The sequence below is a fragment of the Undibacterium cyanobacteriorum genome, assembly GCF_031326225.1.
GTDB classification, from domain to species: Bacteria; Pseudomonadota; Gammaproteobacteria; order Burkholderiales; family Burkholderiaceae_D; genus Undibacterium; species Undibacterium cyanobacteriorum.
In genome coordinates this window covers 1,585,950-1,600,208 of record NZ_CP133720.1, presented here as the reverse complement: position 1 = coordinate 1,600,208, position 14,259 = coordinate 1,585,950, and the positions used below count along the sequence as shown (strand labels likewise).

Here is a 14,259-nt window from a genome sequence, read left to right as displayed (position 1 = left end):
TCAAGTGCTTCAGCACAGCCAAGATGATGACACGACCGCTTTAGTCGCATCCTCAATTAGGACTGGGCTTCACCCGTTTCTTCGTTTGTTGTAGGTGGCACTTCTTCATGATTCACATCTAGCTCTTCAGCGGAATGCGAGGTGCTACCCGTCAATGGTTCAGCAGACAAGTCAGCCGTCGTTTCACTGTCTTGTTCTACACTCGTTTCTGTCTCCACCGCATTTACTTCGTCGGCCGCCGCGTCCTCCCGCACCTCGTCGACTATCGGTGTTGTTTGGTCTTCACTCACTGTTGAAGACTCATTTTGTTTCAATTCTTCTGTCTCGTCTTGGGCTTGCTCAGCTTCGACTGCAGGCTCGCTGTTTTCCGAATCGGATACGGGCACAATTTCTTGAGTAGCGACAGCAGCATCAGTTTCAGCTGTCGCTGTTGCGCTTTCTATCTCATTACTCAGCTCACCGCTCGACTCACTGCCCATCTCGTTGAGTTGCTGCGCCAACTCGCCGGCTTGCTCCAATTGATCAAACATCGCCAATTCGGGCGTTGCTGTATCCACCGCCACCGCATTGTCAGATTCAGCTTCTTCTTTACCAACTTCCTGCAATGGCGGCAATTGATCAAGTGAGGATAAACCGAGATCACTGAGGAATTGCTTGGTCGTCGCAAACAATGCTGGACGCCCCGGCACCTCTCGATGTCCCACGGTTTCAATCCAACCACGATCTTCGAGAGTTTTAATCATTTGCGAAGCGACTGCCACACCACGAATTTCTTCGATATCACCGCGTGTGACAGGTTGACGATAAGCGATAATCGCCAGCGTTTCCAAGGTTGCACGCGAATATTTAGGCGGCTTCTCAGGATTCAGTCGATCAATAAAGACACGCATCTCGGGGCGACTTTGAAAGCGCCATCCAGTCGATAGCGACACCAACATAATGCCTTTTTCAGACCAATCCTGGCGCACTTCTTCCAGCATTAATTTAATCGTATCGGCTCCAACCACTTCCTCTTGTTCACTACCGTCCATGAACAGTTTTTTCATCATATTGATTGTCAGCGGCTCATGTGCGCATAGTAATGCGGTTTCAAGGACACGCTTGGCATCTGCAGTAATCATGCAAACTCTATTGCTATCAGGTTGTGAATGTAAGAAGGTATTCGTGAAGCTATGGTGGCGAATCTTATCGCCTACCAATCCGGGTCTCTCGATGCGAAGAGGAAAATCTCTCGCGTGCGCCCGGCGGATCAGTCTGCAGCCAATTTACTCGAAGTTTTAACAGCCGCCATGCGCGATCAGGGGAGATCTAACATGCTGTCTTTTCGAACAATCGGTCAAAGCAATTGATCAATTTAGTAGATGTTCAATTGTAGTTCAGAAATCCTGCAGAATTCACACCGCAGCAAACCACAATCAAAAAAAATCGCCAAATTAACGAAAAAGCCACGATGAAACGTGGCTTTATTCTTGTATTCTTGGTTGCGGGGGCAGGATTTGAACCTACGACCTTCGGGTTATGAGCCCGACGAGCTGCCAGACTGCTCCACCCCGCGTCTGAAGAACAGAACTATACCGCACTTTGCTGCTTTGCGCAAATCCTTTCTCAGTTTTCTGCACTTTTTATGTGCGTTCTTCATTTTATGTACTGTTTTCTTGCACTGCATTGCACCGTCACCCTCGTGTTCATACCAAGTAAACACGCGCCATCGCAACGCAAAAATACTTAACTGCGTGACAGCGCTTCTGTTATGGGCTCGAGATTTACAGTTCTATGGCGCTCAATGTTAAACTTTGCCATCGGCCGACAAGAGTCCTCAAAGCCACAATCATTTCGACGACCGCTCAAAATCGAAATCAGCGAATTGCCAGCACCGACAATCTTTGTCCCGCTGCAACTATGATCCTTCGATAGATGCTTTAGAACAGTCTAAGAACGATTACGCTTGCGCTCACGGCCTTGGCATTGATCTCTTAAGAAAGTCGTTCGCATGAAATTCTGTTCTGAGTGCGCTGCACCAGTAAGCTGGCAAATCCCCGCTGACGATACGCGTGAGCGTTTCGTTTGTACATCTTGCGGCACCATCCATTATCAGAATCCGAAAATGGTAGTCGGCACAGTACCTGTGTGGGACTTGGACGGCGATCTGAAAATTCTTTTATGCAAGCGCGCCATCGAACCTCGCCTTGGCTATTGGACGCTCCCAGCGGGCTTTATGGAAAATAACGAAACCAGCAGCCAAGCCGCGCAACGCGAAACCATAGAAGAAGCTGGTGCCAATATCGAACTGCATGAGCTATTCTCAATCCTGAACGTACCTCACGTACATCAGGTTCATTTGTTTTATAGAGCAACGTTACTCGACACGAATTTTGCAGCAGGCACGGAGAGCCTCGACGTTCAGCTTTTTGCCGAACACGAAATACCTTGGGATGAAATCGCCTTCCCCACTGTCGCGAGCACGCTGCAATTCTTCTTTGCCGATCAAAAAGCGCGGCTTCAAGGTGGCCGTTTTGAATTGCACGCACATGATTTCATCAAGCAAGATCAGATGCGCTCCTCTTGATCAACCACAAGCACTGTCGACATGATTCCCTGGTTAGAAGGCGATTCACCTTTTCCTGATGTCAGCGAAGCCCTCACTGCAGCACAAGGTGCTCCAGGACTTCTCGCGGCAGGCGCCGATTTATCGCCGCCGCGCTTGCTTGAAGCCTATCGCCACGGCATCTTCCCATGGTATTCAGAAGGACAACCTATCCTATGGTGGTCGACCGACCCCAGAATGGTCTTAATGACCGACGACCTCAAAATCGCTGATAGCTTACGACGCAACTATCGCAAAGCACAAAAAGATCCGCGCTGGGAATTTCGCTTTAACACTGCGTTTAAGGAAGTCATGCTCGCTTGCGCCGCGCCACGTCGAGACCAACCAGGCACTTGGATTACATCCGATATCATCACCGCCTACTGCTCTTTACATCGACTCGGTTATGCCCACTCGTCCGAGACTTGGCTCGATGGCGAACTGGTGGGAGGCGCCTACGGCATCTGTCTAGGTAAAATGTTTTATGGCGAATCGATGTTTGCTCGCGTCAGTGATGCCTCAAAGATGGCGTTTTTACATTTAGTACAACACCTACGCCAACAAGGTGTGAAAATGATAGACTGCCAGCAAGAAACGGCGCATCTGGCTCGTTTTGGTGCCAAGCCTATCCCGCGTACTGAATTTATTTCGAGGATGGTGCGAGCACAGAGTGCTGGCACAGTAGAGTTCCCCGGCACCTCGAATCCAACTAATGCGCTCAGCGTTACCAAGTGACCCCGTGTAAACAACCGATGACCAAGATTTAAGAATTACATGCAATCACGTACGCACAACACACAAACGATCTCGCCAGAGCAGGAAACGCAAAGTACGTCTGCTGCGCCATTGCTCTCTGCCGCGGTGCGCGGAGAAGGCGAAGTGCTGAGCTCAGGCGAGGTATCAGCTGATTTTGATGATGCGGAACGTGCCTTATTTGAGGATCTCGCAAGCGACAACAGAAATTTTGACAAAAACCAAAGCGAAGCTGATACCGAAGAGGTCGACACCAGCCAAGCACCGAATCAGCGAAACCGCCAGCGTCGTACTATCCAAATTCAATTCTACGCAACTGCACCTTATGCTTGCAGCTATTTACCAGATCAGCAGGCGCGCTCACAAGTTGCAACACCCGCTCACTTGATTGGCAGCGAAGTCTATGCGGCTCTCGTGAACCAAGGTTTTCGGCGCAGCGGTGTGTTTGTCTATCGCCCCTATTGTGATGCCTGCGATGCCTGCGTCCCGGTTCGTACCAAAGTTCAAGAGTTCCGCCCTAATCGTAGCCAAAGACGTGCTTGGAAACAGCATCAAGATTTACAAACACACATCTGCGAGCTGGAATTTGAAGAAGAACATTTCGCCTTGTACCAGCGTTATCAAAAGATGCGTCATGCCGGTGGCGGCATGGATCAAGACGATCGCGAACAATACACTCAGTTTTTATTACAAAGCAAAGTCGACACGCGCCTCGTCGAATTCCGAGATGAACACGATGTGCTACGCATGGTCAGTATCATCGACGTTCTCGAAGATGGTTTGTCTTCGGTCTACACCTTTTACGACCCCGAGGTCTCGGGCAGTGCATATGGCACCTATAACGTTCTTTGGCAATTACAACAAGCGGCTGATTTAGGCATGCCTTATTTATATTTAGGATACTGGATACAAGAAAGTAAAAAGATGTCCTACAAAACCAATTTCCAACCCTTGCAGGGCCTTTATAACGGCACTTGGCAAGACTTCTAAAGCGCATCGTTCGTCGACCCAACGCATCCCAAGATTTCTACATCACTCCAACTTACTTTCATTATGTCCAATCAATTGCTTTACTCACTGGCTCGCCCTTTCTTGTTTTTCATGGACGCTGAAAGCGCGCATGACTTCACACTCCCGAGCCTAAAACGCGCTCACAATATGGGCTTGACCAAATTGATCAGCAAGCCTGTCGCTGATCCACGCAGAGTGATGGGAATTGATTTTCCGAATCCTGTTGGCTTGGCGGCAGGTCTCGATAAAGATGGTCGTTATATTGACGGCCTGGCCTCGCTCGGTTTCGGATTTATCGAGATTGGAACGGTGACACCACGCGCCCAGCCTGGCAATCCCAAACCACGTATGTTCCGTCTACCGCAAGCCAATGCCATTATCAATCGCATGGGCTTTAATAACGGCGGCGTCGATGCTTTTGTCGCCAACGTGCAAGCTTCGCAGTTTTATCAAGACAAACTGGGGGTACTCGGTCTCAACATCGGCAAAAACGCCGATACACCGATCGAAAAAGCGGCCGACGACTACCTACACTGCTTAGAAAAAGTGTATCCGTATGCTAGTTACGTGACCGTGAATATTTCCTCACCGAATACGAAGAACTTACGTCAGCTTCAAGGTGCCAGTGAACTCGATGATCTACTCTCCCAATTAAAAGGTGCACAACAACGCCTCGCTGATCAGCACAAACGTTACGTGCCACTGACATTGAAAATCGCACCAGATATCGACAGCGAACAAATCAAAACCATCGCCGAATCTTTATTGCGCCATAAAATCGATGGTGTGATCGCCACCAATACCACCATCACGCGCGATGCAGTCAAAGGCTTGCAGCATGGCGAAGAAGCAGGCGGCCTCTCTGGCGAACCCGTGTTCGAGTTATCGAATAAAGTGGTACGCGCATTGAAATCAGAATTAGGCGATGCCTTGCCTATCATCGGCGTTGGCGGCATTTTCTCTGGCGCCGACGCAGTCAGCAAAATGCAAGCGGGTGCTTCTTTAGTACAAGTATATTCAGGCCTCATTTATCGCGGCCCGGCGTTGGTGAAAGACTGTGCCGATGCAATTCGTTTAGCTAAGTAAGATCCACTGCAAGCCTCACATTCTGATTTGGAGAACTAGTCCCTCATGTGGTCATTTTTTAGAAAAAAGAAAGAATACGACTGCCCAATCTGTGCCGCTAAGGGGGAATTACTGGACACCGTCGACCTGAATAAACACTGCGAAGTATCCAAGCGCGGTGCGCTACCGCGTTCTGGTGTCGCGATTGAGTATTATCTCTGCAGTGATTGTCGATTCTGTTGGGCGCCGATGATGCATGCATGGAGCGTCGACGAGTTCGAAGAGAAAATTTACAACCAAGATTATGTCTATGTCGATCCAGAGTATATCGAAAGTCGACCACGCACAAATTCGGAGATGTTGATTGCAAATGTTCCCCATGCGAGCTCAATCCGCCATTTGGATTACGGCGGTGGTAACGGCATGCTCTCGAAATTACTGAATGAAGCTGGCTGGCAATCAAGCTCGTACGATCCCATGGTTGACCACGACGTTAGCATCGAATCGCTCGGAAAATTCGACTTCATCACAAGCTTCGAAGTATTCGAGCATGTCCCTGACGTTCATCGCTTAATTTCGGATCTTGATCAGCTTATCGCGGACAATGGCATCATCATTTTCTCAACCATTACATCGGATGAATTTATCACGCCAGGCAAGAAACTCAATTGGTGGTACGCAGCACCACGCAACGGACACATCAGTCTCTTCAGCCAAAATGCTTTAAGGCGGCTGGGGCATAGTAAGAACTTTCAGTTTACAAGCTTCTCACCGGCGCTTCATGTCTTTTTTAAGTCGGTGCCGGAATGGGCAAGTCATATGATCAAGATTGTGTAAACATTTTGAGTCCTCGGTATTTACAGACTTTACTCAAACAGTTTTCGCATTGAAGAAAATAATGTTGTTTAGGACTAAGAGAAAACCATGAAACAAAAGAAATTGGGCAATAGTGATTTGATGGTGTCCGAAGTCTGTCTCGGCACCATGACTTTTGGCGAGCAAAACACAGAAGCTGAAGCGCATCAGCAACTGGATTATGCGCTGGCACATGGCGTCAATTTTATCGACACCGCGGAGATGTATCCCGTGATGCCACGTGCCGAAACAGTGAACCGCACCGAACAATTCATCGGTACATGGATTAAACAATCCGGACAACGTGATCAAATCATCCTTGCCACCAAAGTTGCCGGTCCATCGCGCGGCATGCCTTGGATACGCAATGGCGAGAATGATCTCGACGAAAAAAACATTCGACTCGCCGTCGAAGGCAGTTTGCGTCGTTTACAAACTGATTACATCGATCTCTATCAACTCCACTGGCCAAGTCGCAATGCGCCGATTTTTGGGCAAAAAGAATTTAATCCTGAGCTCGAGCGCGAGAGTGTTGCGATCGAGGCGACTTTAGACGTGCTGGACGCCCTCGTCAAAGAAGGTAAGATACGTCATATTGGCGTCTCCAACGAGACTCCTTGGGGTGTCAGTGAATTTATCAAGCACGCCGAACGCAAACAGCAAACGCGCATTGTCTCGATTCAAAATCCCTATCATTTGATGAATCGTAGCTACGAACAAGGACTCACAGAAACTTGTTTCCGCGAACAAGTGAGCCTACTCGCGTATAGTCCGCTCGCCTTCGGTCGTCTGACCGGCAAATATGTCGACGACGCCCAAGCCAAAGGACGTTTGACGCAATTTCCACCAACCTGGAGTCCGCGCTATATGCGTCAAGAAGTGATCGCCACCAGTGGTCGTTACACCAAACTTGCGCGCGATTATGGCTACACACCAACACAGCTCGCCTTAGCATGGTGTTATTCACGTTGGTTCGTCACCAGCACCATCATCGGTGCGACAAATTTACAGCAATTAGAAGAAAACATCCGTGCCACGGACGTGAAATTGACAGAGGAAGTGATATCGGCGATTAATGCGATTCATGCTGTGGCAGCGAATCCGGCGCAGTAAAACCAATTGTTCTCGATGTAAATCATAAGTTGGCGCTGAGCGAAGCGAAGCCCAACATCAACAGGCACTCCAACAACGGTACTCAACCTCGACGAACCCGCGGACGCTGGGCTTGCCAGCCCAGCCTACCCACCAAACACAAATTAATCCGTAGGTTGGCGCTGAGCGAAGCGAAGCCCAACAACACTCTATACCATCACATCAAGCATTCATTTCCAGAATTAATATGGGCTTAACTGCTCTAAACTTTTCGTTTTAGCTTCTTGCTCGAACAATGGACGGCTCAACCATCTTCTAGGGATGACTTTGCCGTCCTTCAGCTCTCCGACGATCAACCACTCTTGGCCTTTTGTGAAAACAATGTCGTCAACACCAGCACAAGAGGTACCTGCGCCTGCACCTTTCTTGCCCATCACCATCAGCTCTGATTGAACCTCACCACGCCACCAACGCGATGTTTTAATCTTTACGGTTTGCACGATGACCCCGCCTTCTCGACGTTCGGTTACGGTCATTACCTGCCCAGCAAAAATGACCGAACCAACATTGTCCTTTTTCAGGTAGAGTTTCAGACTCAATTCCTCGACATTTGGTTGACAGGCGAATGCATCAAAAGACAAAAAAATCAAGTAACAAGCCATTAAGGCATTTTTTTGCATAGGGTGGCTCCCCCAAAAAAGACTGCCCCATAACAAACAACATATTCCTACTACTTTGTGCTCAGACTTCTCAATGCTAAATTCCAAATAGGTGCCCAAGTATTCATTGAGTGCCCTGATTTTGAATAGACAGTCTTCACCTCAGCACCAAAACCAATGCTTATCTTTTCAATTTCGTGAGCTGTGTTCAAAAAACCAAGCTCTAGCTCACCCGCACCAACAAATACTCTCTTGCCTTTCAGTTGCACTGGTGATTTGAGCTCCCAAATAGCCGGCGACATGACAATGCTTCCATCAAAAAAATGCGGGTGAAATAGTAGCGCATCAAAAGCCCATGCACCGCCATTCGAAAAGCCTGCAGCATATCGATTCTTTGGTGTTTCACCTTTCTCAATGGTTTGACGAAGATTGGTCACCACAAAACTGAGAAAGGCATCGAAACGATCTGGATCAAGGCCTTTCAATAACTCGACGTTCCGATGTTCATTTGGATTAGGTATTCCCACAAGAACAAAATCATCGAGAGGAATCTGGGCTGCATGTGCGTTAGAGATAAGAGACCCGAGGCTTTCACCATCGGTATCATAAATCACACTGCAAGCGACTATCGTCTTCAAACAATTCGAACCACGAAACACTTTGACAGACTTAGCATCGAAATGTTCCGCATTTGGAAAATTGATCATTTCAAAGCGGGCTCCTTGACTCTGCAGCTTCTGCAAAACTGCGGACCAACTTTCCACCACCGTCCGCTCTGAGGGATCTCGCCCGTCGATATTTAAAGAGAATGGGGAACGCCCTGCAAAATTCAAAAACAAGGGATTCAACTTCGCCTTCTCTATGCCTCTAAGCCTAACTTTTATAGCGAAGTGATTGATATCGATAGGTTCTAGATAGGTCGTTATCTCTCCGCCAAATGCTGGACGATCATAAAACCCGATATCGCTTTTCTTCATCTTCGCAGCCAAGATCAAACCATCCTCGACAGCTTTGTACGCAACGACATCATCAAATTGCATAGATTTCACTGCTTCGATTTCGCCTTGATTCAGAGATTCTACACAAACACGGGCATATCGATCGTCACGATCCTGTGCCGTACATTGACGAATGACCGGAAGATTTATGCCTGAAAGATCAACAGCGCTTGCGATCGCACATGTTAACAACGTTACCGCTGTAAGCGTTATCCTCAGGTAATGTAAGAGTTTCATTTTTGATTTAATTGAAGGCTATTTATTTACTATTCTCAACGTCTTGCAAGAGCTGCTTGTACGCGACCTTCGCTTCAGGAAACACCATCCCATCCATATGCCCGGCATCAACGCTCACAAAACGTTTTTGGCGTTGCTTGAGTCCGTCGAACAATTCTCGTGCGGTTGGCTCTGGTGTGGTTGTATCCCGCTTGCCGGCGATGATGAGAATCGGGAATTGAATTTCTTGCAGGCTGCGACGATTATCTACTTCAGCTACATCACCGACCACGTTATAGGACACAAATGGTTTGGCGAACCAAGGCGTCAAATTCTGGGCATAGGTTCTTGCATCAGTGCCGGTACCTTCGAGCACCAAGCCATCGAGCTTGCGCTGTCCTGCCAAATGCGCGGCAACAAAGCTGCCAAAGGAATGTCCATGGACGATTAAACGACCTTGTACCATGCCACGTGCATAGTCATACAAAGCAGCAGTATCGCTTTCGATTTCTTTCAATCCATGCGTTTTTGTTGTGGCATCACTACGGCCAAAACTTCGGTAATCAAAAGCGATCACATTCAGGTTCAGATCAGCGAATGGCTTGAGGAAAAAGGCACCATCTGCGTCGAGACGAATGCCACTACCGAGAAAATACAAAACGGTTGCCTGCGCCCCAGGCTTACTGAAGTAGACGCCGCGACTAATTGATCCATCGGCTTGCACAAACTCGATATCGCGAGTTTGATAGTCTGGCGCACTTGTTTTCAACAACGCCAGCTTATTGGTGTCACGTGGTACGAACTGTTTAGAGCTTACTGTGACTGTCATACATCCAGACGACAAGATCGCCGTCAACATTACAAGGGGAAACAACTTCTTCATCACTACTTCTCACACTTCATTAAAACAGATTAATTTATTTCACCGTGCGCACAGGCACTGGCACATTGCACAACTCAATATGGTTGGCAGCAAATTTATACCATTCGCCACCACGATTACGTTGCGCTTCGACTAAAGCTTGGAAGCTCGCGGTATCAGTTCTGAATACTTCAAGTTTGCTGCGCTCCGCCTCTGGAACATCGGCGGCGATACGCACCGATTTGATCGGCGTGCGCTCTTCGGCTTTTTCATAAAACCCCAAAGCACCAGTGCCACGCGGTAAGGTGCTCAATAGTTCCATGCCCTGCATCACTTTACCAACGACCGTGATATTACGATCGAGGTTGCGTGGCGCATGACCTGTGACCGCATATAAAGAGCTGCCATTACCGCTATTCGTTTCGTTGCCACGCGCCACACCGATCGCGCCATAGCAATGCGCCAGCCACGTGGTTCGAGATTTCGGATCACGGCCAGCCGCAAAACCTTTGGCGTGTCCGACTTGTGGCGCGTAACCATCATGGTCTGGCAAACGCGTGAATGCTGATTTCGCTGAATACTTCACAGTGAACTCACCATCGACGGTCTTGGCTGCGGTTTTAAATTCACGCTTCTCATCCGCATCGCCCCACTGCGCGACATAGTTATCTTGTGAACGAATCATGGCTAATCCGTCGAAGTAGCCTTCACGCACAAGCTTCTTTATGTTCTCGATATTTTTTGGCGCAAATTCGGGGACCAACTCAATCACCACGCGACCTTTATCCATTTCAAGGTAAAGCGTGTTCTGTGGATCAAGTGGGCGCCAATCGCTTGCCTTTGAGGCTTTCAGTACATCTTGCATGCTCGGTTTGGCCGCATTCTTGATCGGCGCTTTCGTTGCCGCTTTTTGCTCATCGGCATAGGCGAGATTCATCGCGACCACCGAGATACCGAACGCAATAGCCATATGGCGGGTCAAATATTTAGTCTGAGCTTTAATCATGATCATCTCCTTCGTCGCTTATTTGTCGCTTATTTAGAACGGCTCACGCCAGCTTTGTAGTTCTCTGGGTAAAGCACCACTTGTATGTAATTCGAACTATCGAGGTAAGTTTGCGCTGCCGCCTGTACATCTTTAGTGCTCACCTGAGCCACTCTGCTTTCAAAGTTAAGCAGCTCATGCGGATCATCACCCGTCTGCTGCGCATTACGCAAAGAATTCAACCAAAACTGGTTTGTTTTAATCGATTCACGATAATTTTTAATCCAATTCTCTTTGACCTTTCGCAATTCCTCTTCGGTCGGTGGCGCAGCCTTCAATGCGGCAATCAATTCAAAACTACTATTGACCAGCTTATCGACATTTTCTGGACCGCATGGCAAGGTCAAAATCACTGCATAGCCTTGATACGGCTGGCGGCGCAGCGTGCGGCTAATATTTGGGCTGTACACAGCACCAAGCTCTTCACGCATTTTGGCCGTCATACGCAACTGCAAAACTTCCCCCATGGCCGAAAAATCCATGCGCTGCTTTGGTGTCATCTTCGCTTCGCCATGAAATTGGATACTGACCAAACTCTGCGCTTCTTTTCCCGCGAATACGTCTTTGATGACGACGCCTTTATTAGGGCGCACCCCTCTATCGATGACCTCTAACTGCAAAGGGTCGGCTGGCAAACTCGCGAGATAGGTTTCAACTAAAGGTTTGAGCTTTTCTTCTTCAAAACTCCCCACAATAAAGAAGGTGTAGCCATGGGCACTGGAGAATCGCTGGCGGTAAATTGCCAACATCTTGTCAAGATCGAGACTCGCAATTTGTTCCGGTTTGACCATGCTCGGAGCGCGAGGATGGGGTGGGAAAGTCGCCTGCAATAATTGTTCTTGGAAGACCGCAGAAGGTGAAGCCATTTGATTCTTCAATGCTTCCATTTGGCGATTAACAAAAGACTTGAACAAGTCTTCATCGCGTCGTGGTTGCGTCAACACCAAATGCAAAATCTGCAGCATCGACTCCACATCATTATTATTGGAATTACCTGAGACACCTTCCGCATTTTCTGAGAAAGACGTGCTGACGTTGGCGATCTTGCCTGCCAAGACTTTGGTAATTTCGCTAGGCGTTAAGTCCTTAACCCCCATCGTACCCACGACTGATGTGGCGTAGCGTGCCTGCAAATAATCTTGGTCTGAGAAAATGGCTGTACCGCCGGGACGTGATGCGCTCAGTAAGATTTGATCACTTTTGAAGTCGGTTTTTTTCAAAACAACTTTGACACCATTACTCAAAGTCCACGTGGTCGTACCCAGCACCTTATCGTGAGCGACACCGACGATCTTACCGGCTTTCGGCGGCACCGGAAATAAATCCGCAGATAGTCTTTTCTCCTCACGCGCCTGCACCTCTTTCGCTTCAGCCTCTTTCACCATTGCCTTCAAACTGCTCGAATCTGGTAATGGATGATCGGGCTTATCACTGCCTTGGTAAATCACCAGTTCAGGAACGTCTGTGCTCAAAATGCGTTTCGCATATTGGTTCACTTCCTCCAAACTAATACCATTCACGATCTCTTTATGGAATCGGTATTCCGCCTCAATTCCGGGTATCGCTTCTCCTTGTAAGAAGTTGCGAATAAATTCGGCGGCCAGTGTTCCCGATTGAGTTTTGTCACGTTCGTTATAAGAATTTTCTAAATTGCGCAATGAATTGAGCTTGGCACGTTGCAGCTCCTGCGCGGTGAATCCAAATTGCGCAGCGCGTTTATTCTCACCGACTAGGGCTTCAATCGCAACCTTCACACCTGCTTTACCGATTGTGGCAACCGCACTGACTTCCTGATAATCGCCGACGAGTCCACCAAGACCGCTACTAGCACCCAAGAATGGCGGATTTGCCGTTTGCGATAATTCGCGCAGACGCTCAGCCAACATGACATTGACAAAATGATCGATACGACGCTGGCGATAACTACCAAACTTGCCATCATTCGGTTGCAAGAAACGCGCTTGTGCGATCGATACGGAAGAAAGATTCGCTTCTTTGTCGACCGCTACCACGGCGTCATCCAAGTTCTTTAATGGCAAACTCACCTGAGGACGCACCCGCTGATGACGTGGATTCTTAAGATCAGAAAAATGTTTTTCAATGGCCGCCTTGGCTTTTTGTGGATCGATGTCGCCAACCACCACAACCGCCATGAGATTGGGGCGATACCAATCCGCATAGAAGCGCTTGAGAGCCTCATATTTAAAGGTTTGTATGGTCTCTTCTTTACCGATGGGCAAGCGCTCCGCATATTTCGAGCCATGCAAAATCTTGGGTAAAGTTTGTTGACGCAAACGTTCTCCAGCGCCCTTCCCTAAGCGCGCTTCTTCCAACACAACACCACGTTCTTTTTCGATTTCCTCGGCATCGAAGCGCAAACCTGAAGCCCAGTCTGCCAATACCATCATGCCTTTTTCAAAGTTTTCTGGCTTATCAGTTGGAATCGGCAAAATATAGACCGTCTCATCAAAGCCCGTATAGGCATTCAAGTCGGCACCGAATTTCACCCCGATCGATTCCAAGAATGACACCAACTCATTTTTCTTGAAATGACGACTACCATTAAACGCCATGTGCTCCGTAAAATGGGCCAAGCCTTGTTGATCTTCATCCTCCAATACAGAGCCTGCATTCACCACCAAACGCATTTCTACTTTTTGCTCGGGCTTAGAATTTTTTTGAATGTAATAGGTCAAACCATTCGCGAGTTTGCCTTTGATCAGCTTAGGCGAATAGGGAATCACTGCTTCAGGATTGAATCTAAAAGTCGCACCCGCTTTCGACTCGCTGGTCGACACGGGCTGTGCCACTGCTTTCGCTTTTTGAGCGGATCGCGTTTCGCTCGCCAATGCGGAAGAGGAAGCGAGGCCTGCGGCAACGGAGCTAATAGCAAGCAAAGCGGCCGTGATACCCGCGCCCATTTGCTGAGAGGAGTTTTTGGAGAAAGACATAGTGCACTCATACGAAAAATGATTAGTGGCGACAAATTAACTTAGATTTGCAAAAAAGACAAATGCGCCAATAAAGGGATCAGGAGAAGCTACCGACAGTAGCAGAGATAATAATGAAGCATGTTATCGCTTCGTAAAAAAAGAAACCATTTCGTAATACGAGATGTC

Annotated in this window: 12 protein-coding genes and 1 tRNA gene; 6 read left to right on the top strand and 7 right to left on the bottom strand. The window is 48.2% G+C overall.

The window, feature by feature from the left end:
• Window positions 1-56 precede the first annotated feature (56 nt).
• The gene (scpB, locus tag RF679_RS06565; protein ID WP_309483419.1) at window positions 57-1,121 is read right to left on the bottom strand and encodes an SMC-Scp complex subunit ScpB; all 1,065 of its coding nucleotides are present in this window, start codon (window positions 1,119-1,121) and stop codon (window positions 57-59) included.
• 357 nt (window positions 1,122-1,478) lie between these two features.
• Window positions 1,479-1,555 (bottom strand) — tRNA-Met (locus RF679_RS06560).
• A gap of 435 nt (window positions 1,556-1,990) precedes the next feature.
• On the opposite strand from RF679_RS06560, the gene RF679_RS06555 reads away from it, so the two are divergent.
• The 6 genes from RF679_RS06555 to RF679_RS06530 all read left to right on the top strand — a co-directional run bounded on the left by RF679_RS06555 (window position 1,991) and on the right by RF679_RS06530 (window position 7,381).
• A complete protein-coding gene (locus RF679_RS06555) occupies window positions 1,991-2,566 on the top strand; it encodes an NUDIX hydrolase (protein WP_309483418.1) in 576 nt (191 codons plus the stop codon).
• Window positions 2,567-2,587: 21 nt separating this feature from the next.
• Window positions 2,588-3,319 (top strand): leucyl/phenylalanyl-tRNA--protein transferase, encoded by a 732-nt coding sequence (aat, locus tag RF679_RS06550; RefSeq protein WP_309483417.1) that lies wholly within the window; start codon window positions 2,588-2,590, stop codon window positions 3,317-3,319.
• Between the two features lie 312 nt (window positions 3,320-3,631).
• Window positions 3,632-4,327, top strand: coding sequence for an arginyltransferase (locus tag RF679_RS06545; protein ID WP_373921759.1), 696 nt, complete (start codon window positions 3,632-3,634; stop codon window positions 4,325-4,327).
• A gap of 63 nt (window positions 4,328-4,390) precedes the next feature.
• A complete protein-coding gene (locus RF679_RS06540) occupies window positions 4,391-5,434 on the top strand; it encodes a quinone-dependent dihydroorotate dehydrogenase (protein ID WP_309483415.1) in 1,044 nt (347 codons plus the stop codon).
• Window positions 5,435-5,479: 45 nt separating this feature from the next.
• Window positions 5,480-6,250 carry a class I SAM-dependent methyltransferase gene (locus RF679_RS06535; protein ID WP_309483414.1) on the top strand — a complete coding sequence of 257 codons (771 nt, stop codon included), beginning with the start codon at window positions 5,480-5,482 and terminating at the stop codon, window positions 6,248-6,250.
• A gap of 87 nt (window positions 6,251-6,337) precedes the next feature.
• Window positions 6,338-7,381 (top strand): aldo/keto reductase, encoded by a 1,044-nt coding sequence (locus RF679_RS06530; protein WP_309483413.1) that lies wholly within the window; start codon window positions 6,338-6,340, stop codon window positions 7,379-7,381.
• A 221-nt stretch (window positions 7,382-7,602) separates the two neighbouring features.
• Here RF679_RS06530 and RF679_RS06525 read toward each other — a convergent pair whose 3' ends face one another.
• Genes RF679_RS06525 through RF679_RS06505 form a run of 5 tightly spaced genes read right to left on the bottom strand, consistent with a single transcriptional unit; the run spans window position 7,603 to window position 14,091 of the window.
• The gene (locus RF679_RS06525) at window positions 7,603-8,040 is read right to left on the bottom strand and encodes a hypothetical protein (RefSeq protein WP_309483412.1); all 438 of its coding nucleotides are present in this window, start codon (window positions 8,038-8,040) and stop codon (window positions 7,603-7,605) included.
• A 50-nt stretch (window positions 8,041-8,090) separates the two neighbouring features.
• Window positions 8,091-9,254 (bottom strand): alpha/beta hydrolase, encoded by a 1,164-nt coding sequence (locus RF679_RS06520; RefSeq protein ID WP_309483411.1) that lies wholly within the window; start codon window positions 9,252-9,254, stop codon window positions 8,091-8,093.
• 22 nt (window positions 9,255-9,276) lie between these two features.
• A complete protein-coding gene (locus RF679_RS06515; protein WP_309483410.1) occupies window positions 9,277-10,116 on the bottom strand; it encodes an alpha/beta hydrolase in 840 nt (279 codons plus the stop codon).
• A gap of 34 nt (window positions 10,117-10,150) precedes the next feature.
• Window positions 10,151-11,101, bottom strand: a complete 951-nt coding sequence (locus RF679_RS06510) for a peptidylprolyl isomerase (RefSeq protein WP_309483409.1) — start codon at window positions 11,099-11,101, stop codon at window positions 10,151-10,153.
• Window positions 11,102-11,130: 29 nt separating this feature from the next.
• Window positions 11,131-14,091, bottom strand: a complete 2,961-nt coding sequence (locus RF679_RS06505; protein WP_309483408.1) for a M16 family metallopeptidase — start codon at window positions 14,089-14,091, stop codon at window positions 11,131-11,133.
• Window positions 14,092-14,259: the final 168 nt, after the last annotated feature.

Coding starts and splice junctions, on each gene's coding strand:
- RF679_RS06525 (WP_309483412.1), bottom strand. CDS start 8,040: ATGCAAAAAAATGCCTTAATGGCTTGTTACTTGATTTTTTTGTCTTTT.
- RF679_RS06555 (WP_309483418.1), top strand. CDS start 1,991: ATGAAATTCTGTTCTGAGTGCGCTGCACCAGTAAGCTGGCAAATCCCC.
- RF679_RS06540 (WP_309483415.1), top strand. CDS start 4,391: ATGTCCAATCAATTGCTTTACTCACTGGCTCGCCCTTTCTTGTTTTTC.
- RF679_RS06505 (WP_309483408.1), bottom strand. CDS start 14,091: ATGTCTTTCTCCAAAAACTCCTCTCAGCAAATGGGCGCGGGTATCACG.
- RF679_RS06520 (WP_309483411.1), bottom strand. CDS start 9,254: ATGAAACTCTTACATTACCTGAGGATAACGCTTACAGCGGTAACGTTG.
- scpB (WP_309483419.1), bottom strand. CDS start 1,121: ATGATTACTGCAGATGCCAAGCGTGTCCTTGAAACCGCATTACTATGC.
- aat (WP_309483417.1), top strand. CDS start 2,588: ATGATTCCCTGGTTAGAAGGCGATTCACCTTTTCCTGATGTCAGCGAA.
- RF679_RS06535 (WP_309483414.1), top strand. CDS start 5,480: ATGTGGTCATTTTTTAGAAAAAAGAAAGAATACGACTGCCCAATCTGT.
- RF679_RS06510 (WP_309483409.1), bottom strand. CDS start 11,101: ATGATTAAAGCTCAGACTAAATATTTGACCCGCCATATGGCTATTGCG.
- RF679_RS06515 (WP_309483410.1), bottom strand. CDS start 10,116: ATGAAGAAGTTGTTTCCCCTTGTAATGTTGACGGCGATCTTGTCGTCT.
- RF679_RS06530 (WP_309483413.1), top strand. CDS start 6,338: ATGAAACAAAAGAAATTGGGCAATAGTGATTTGATGGTGTCCGAAGTC.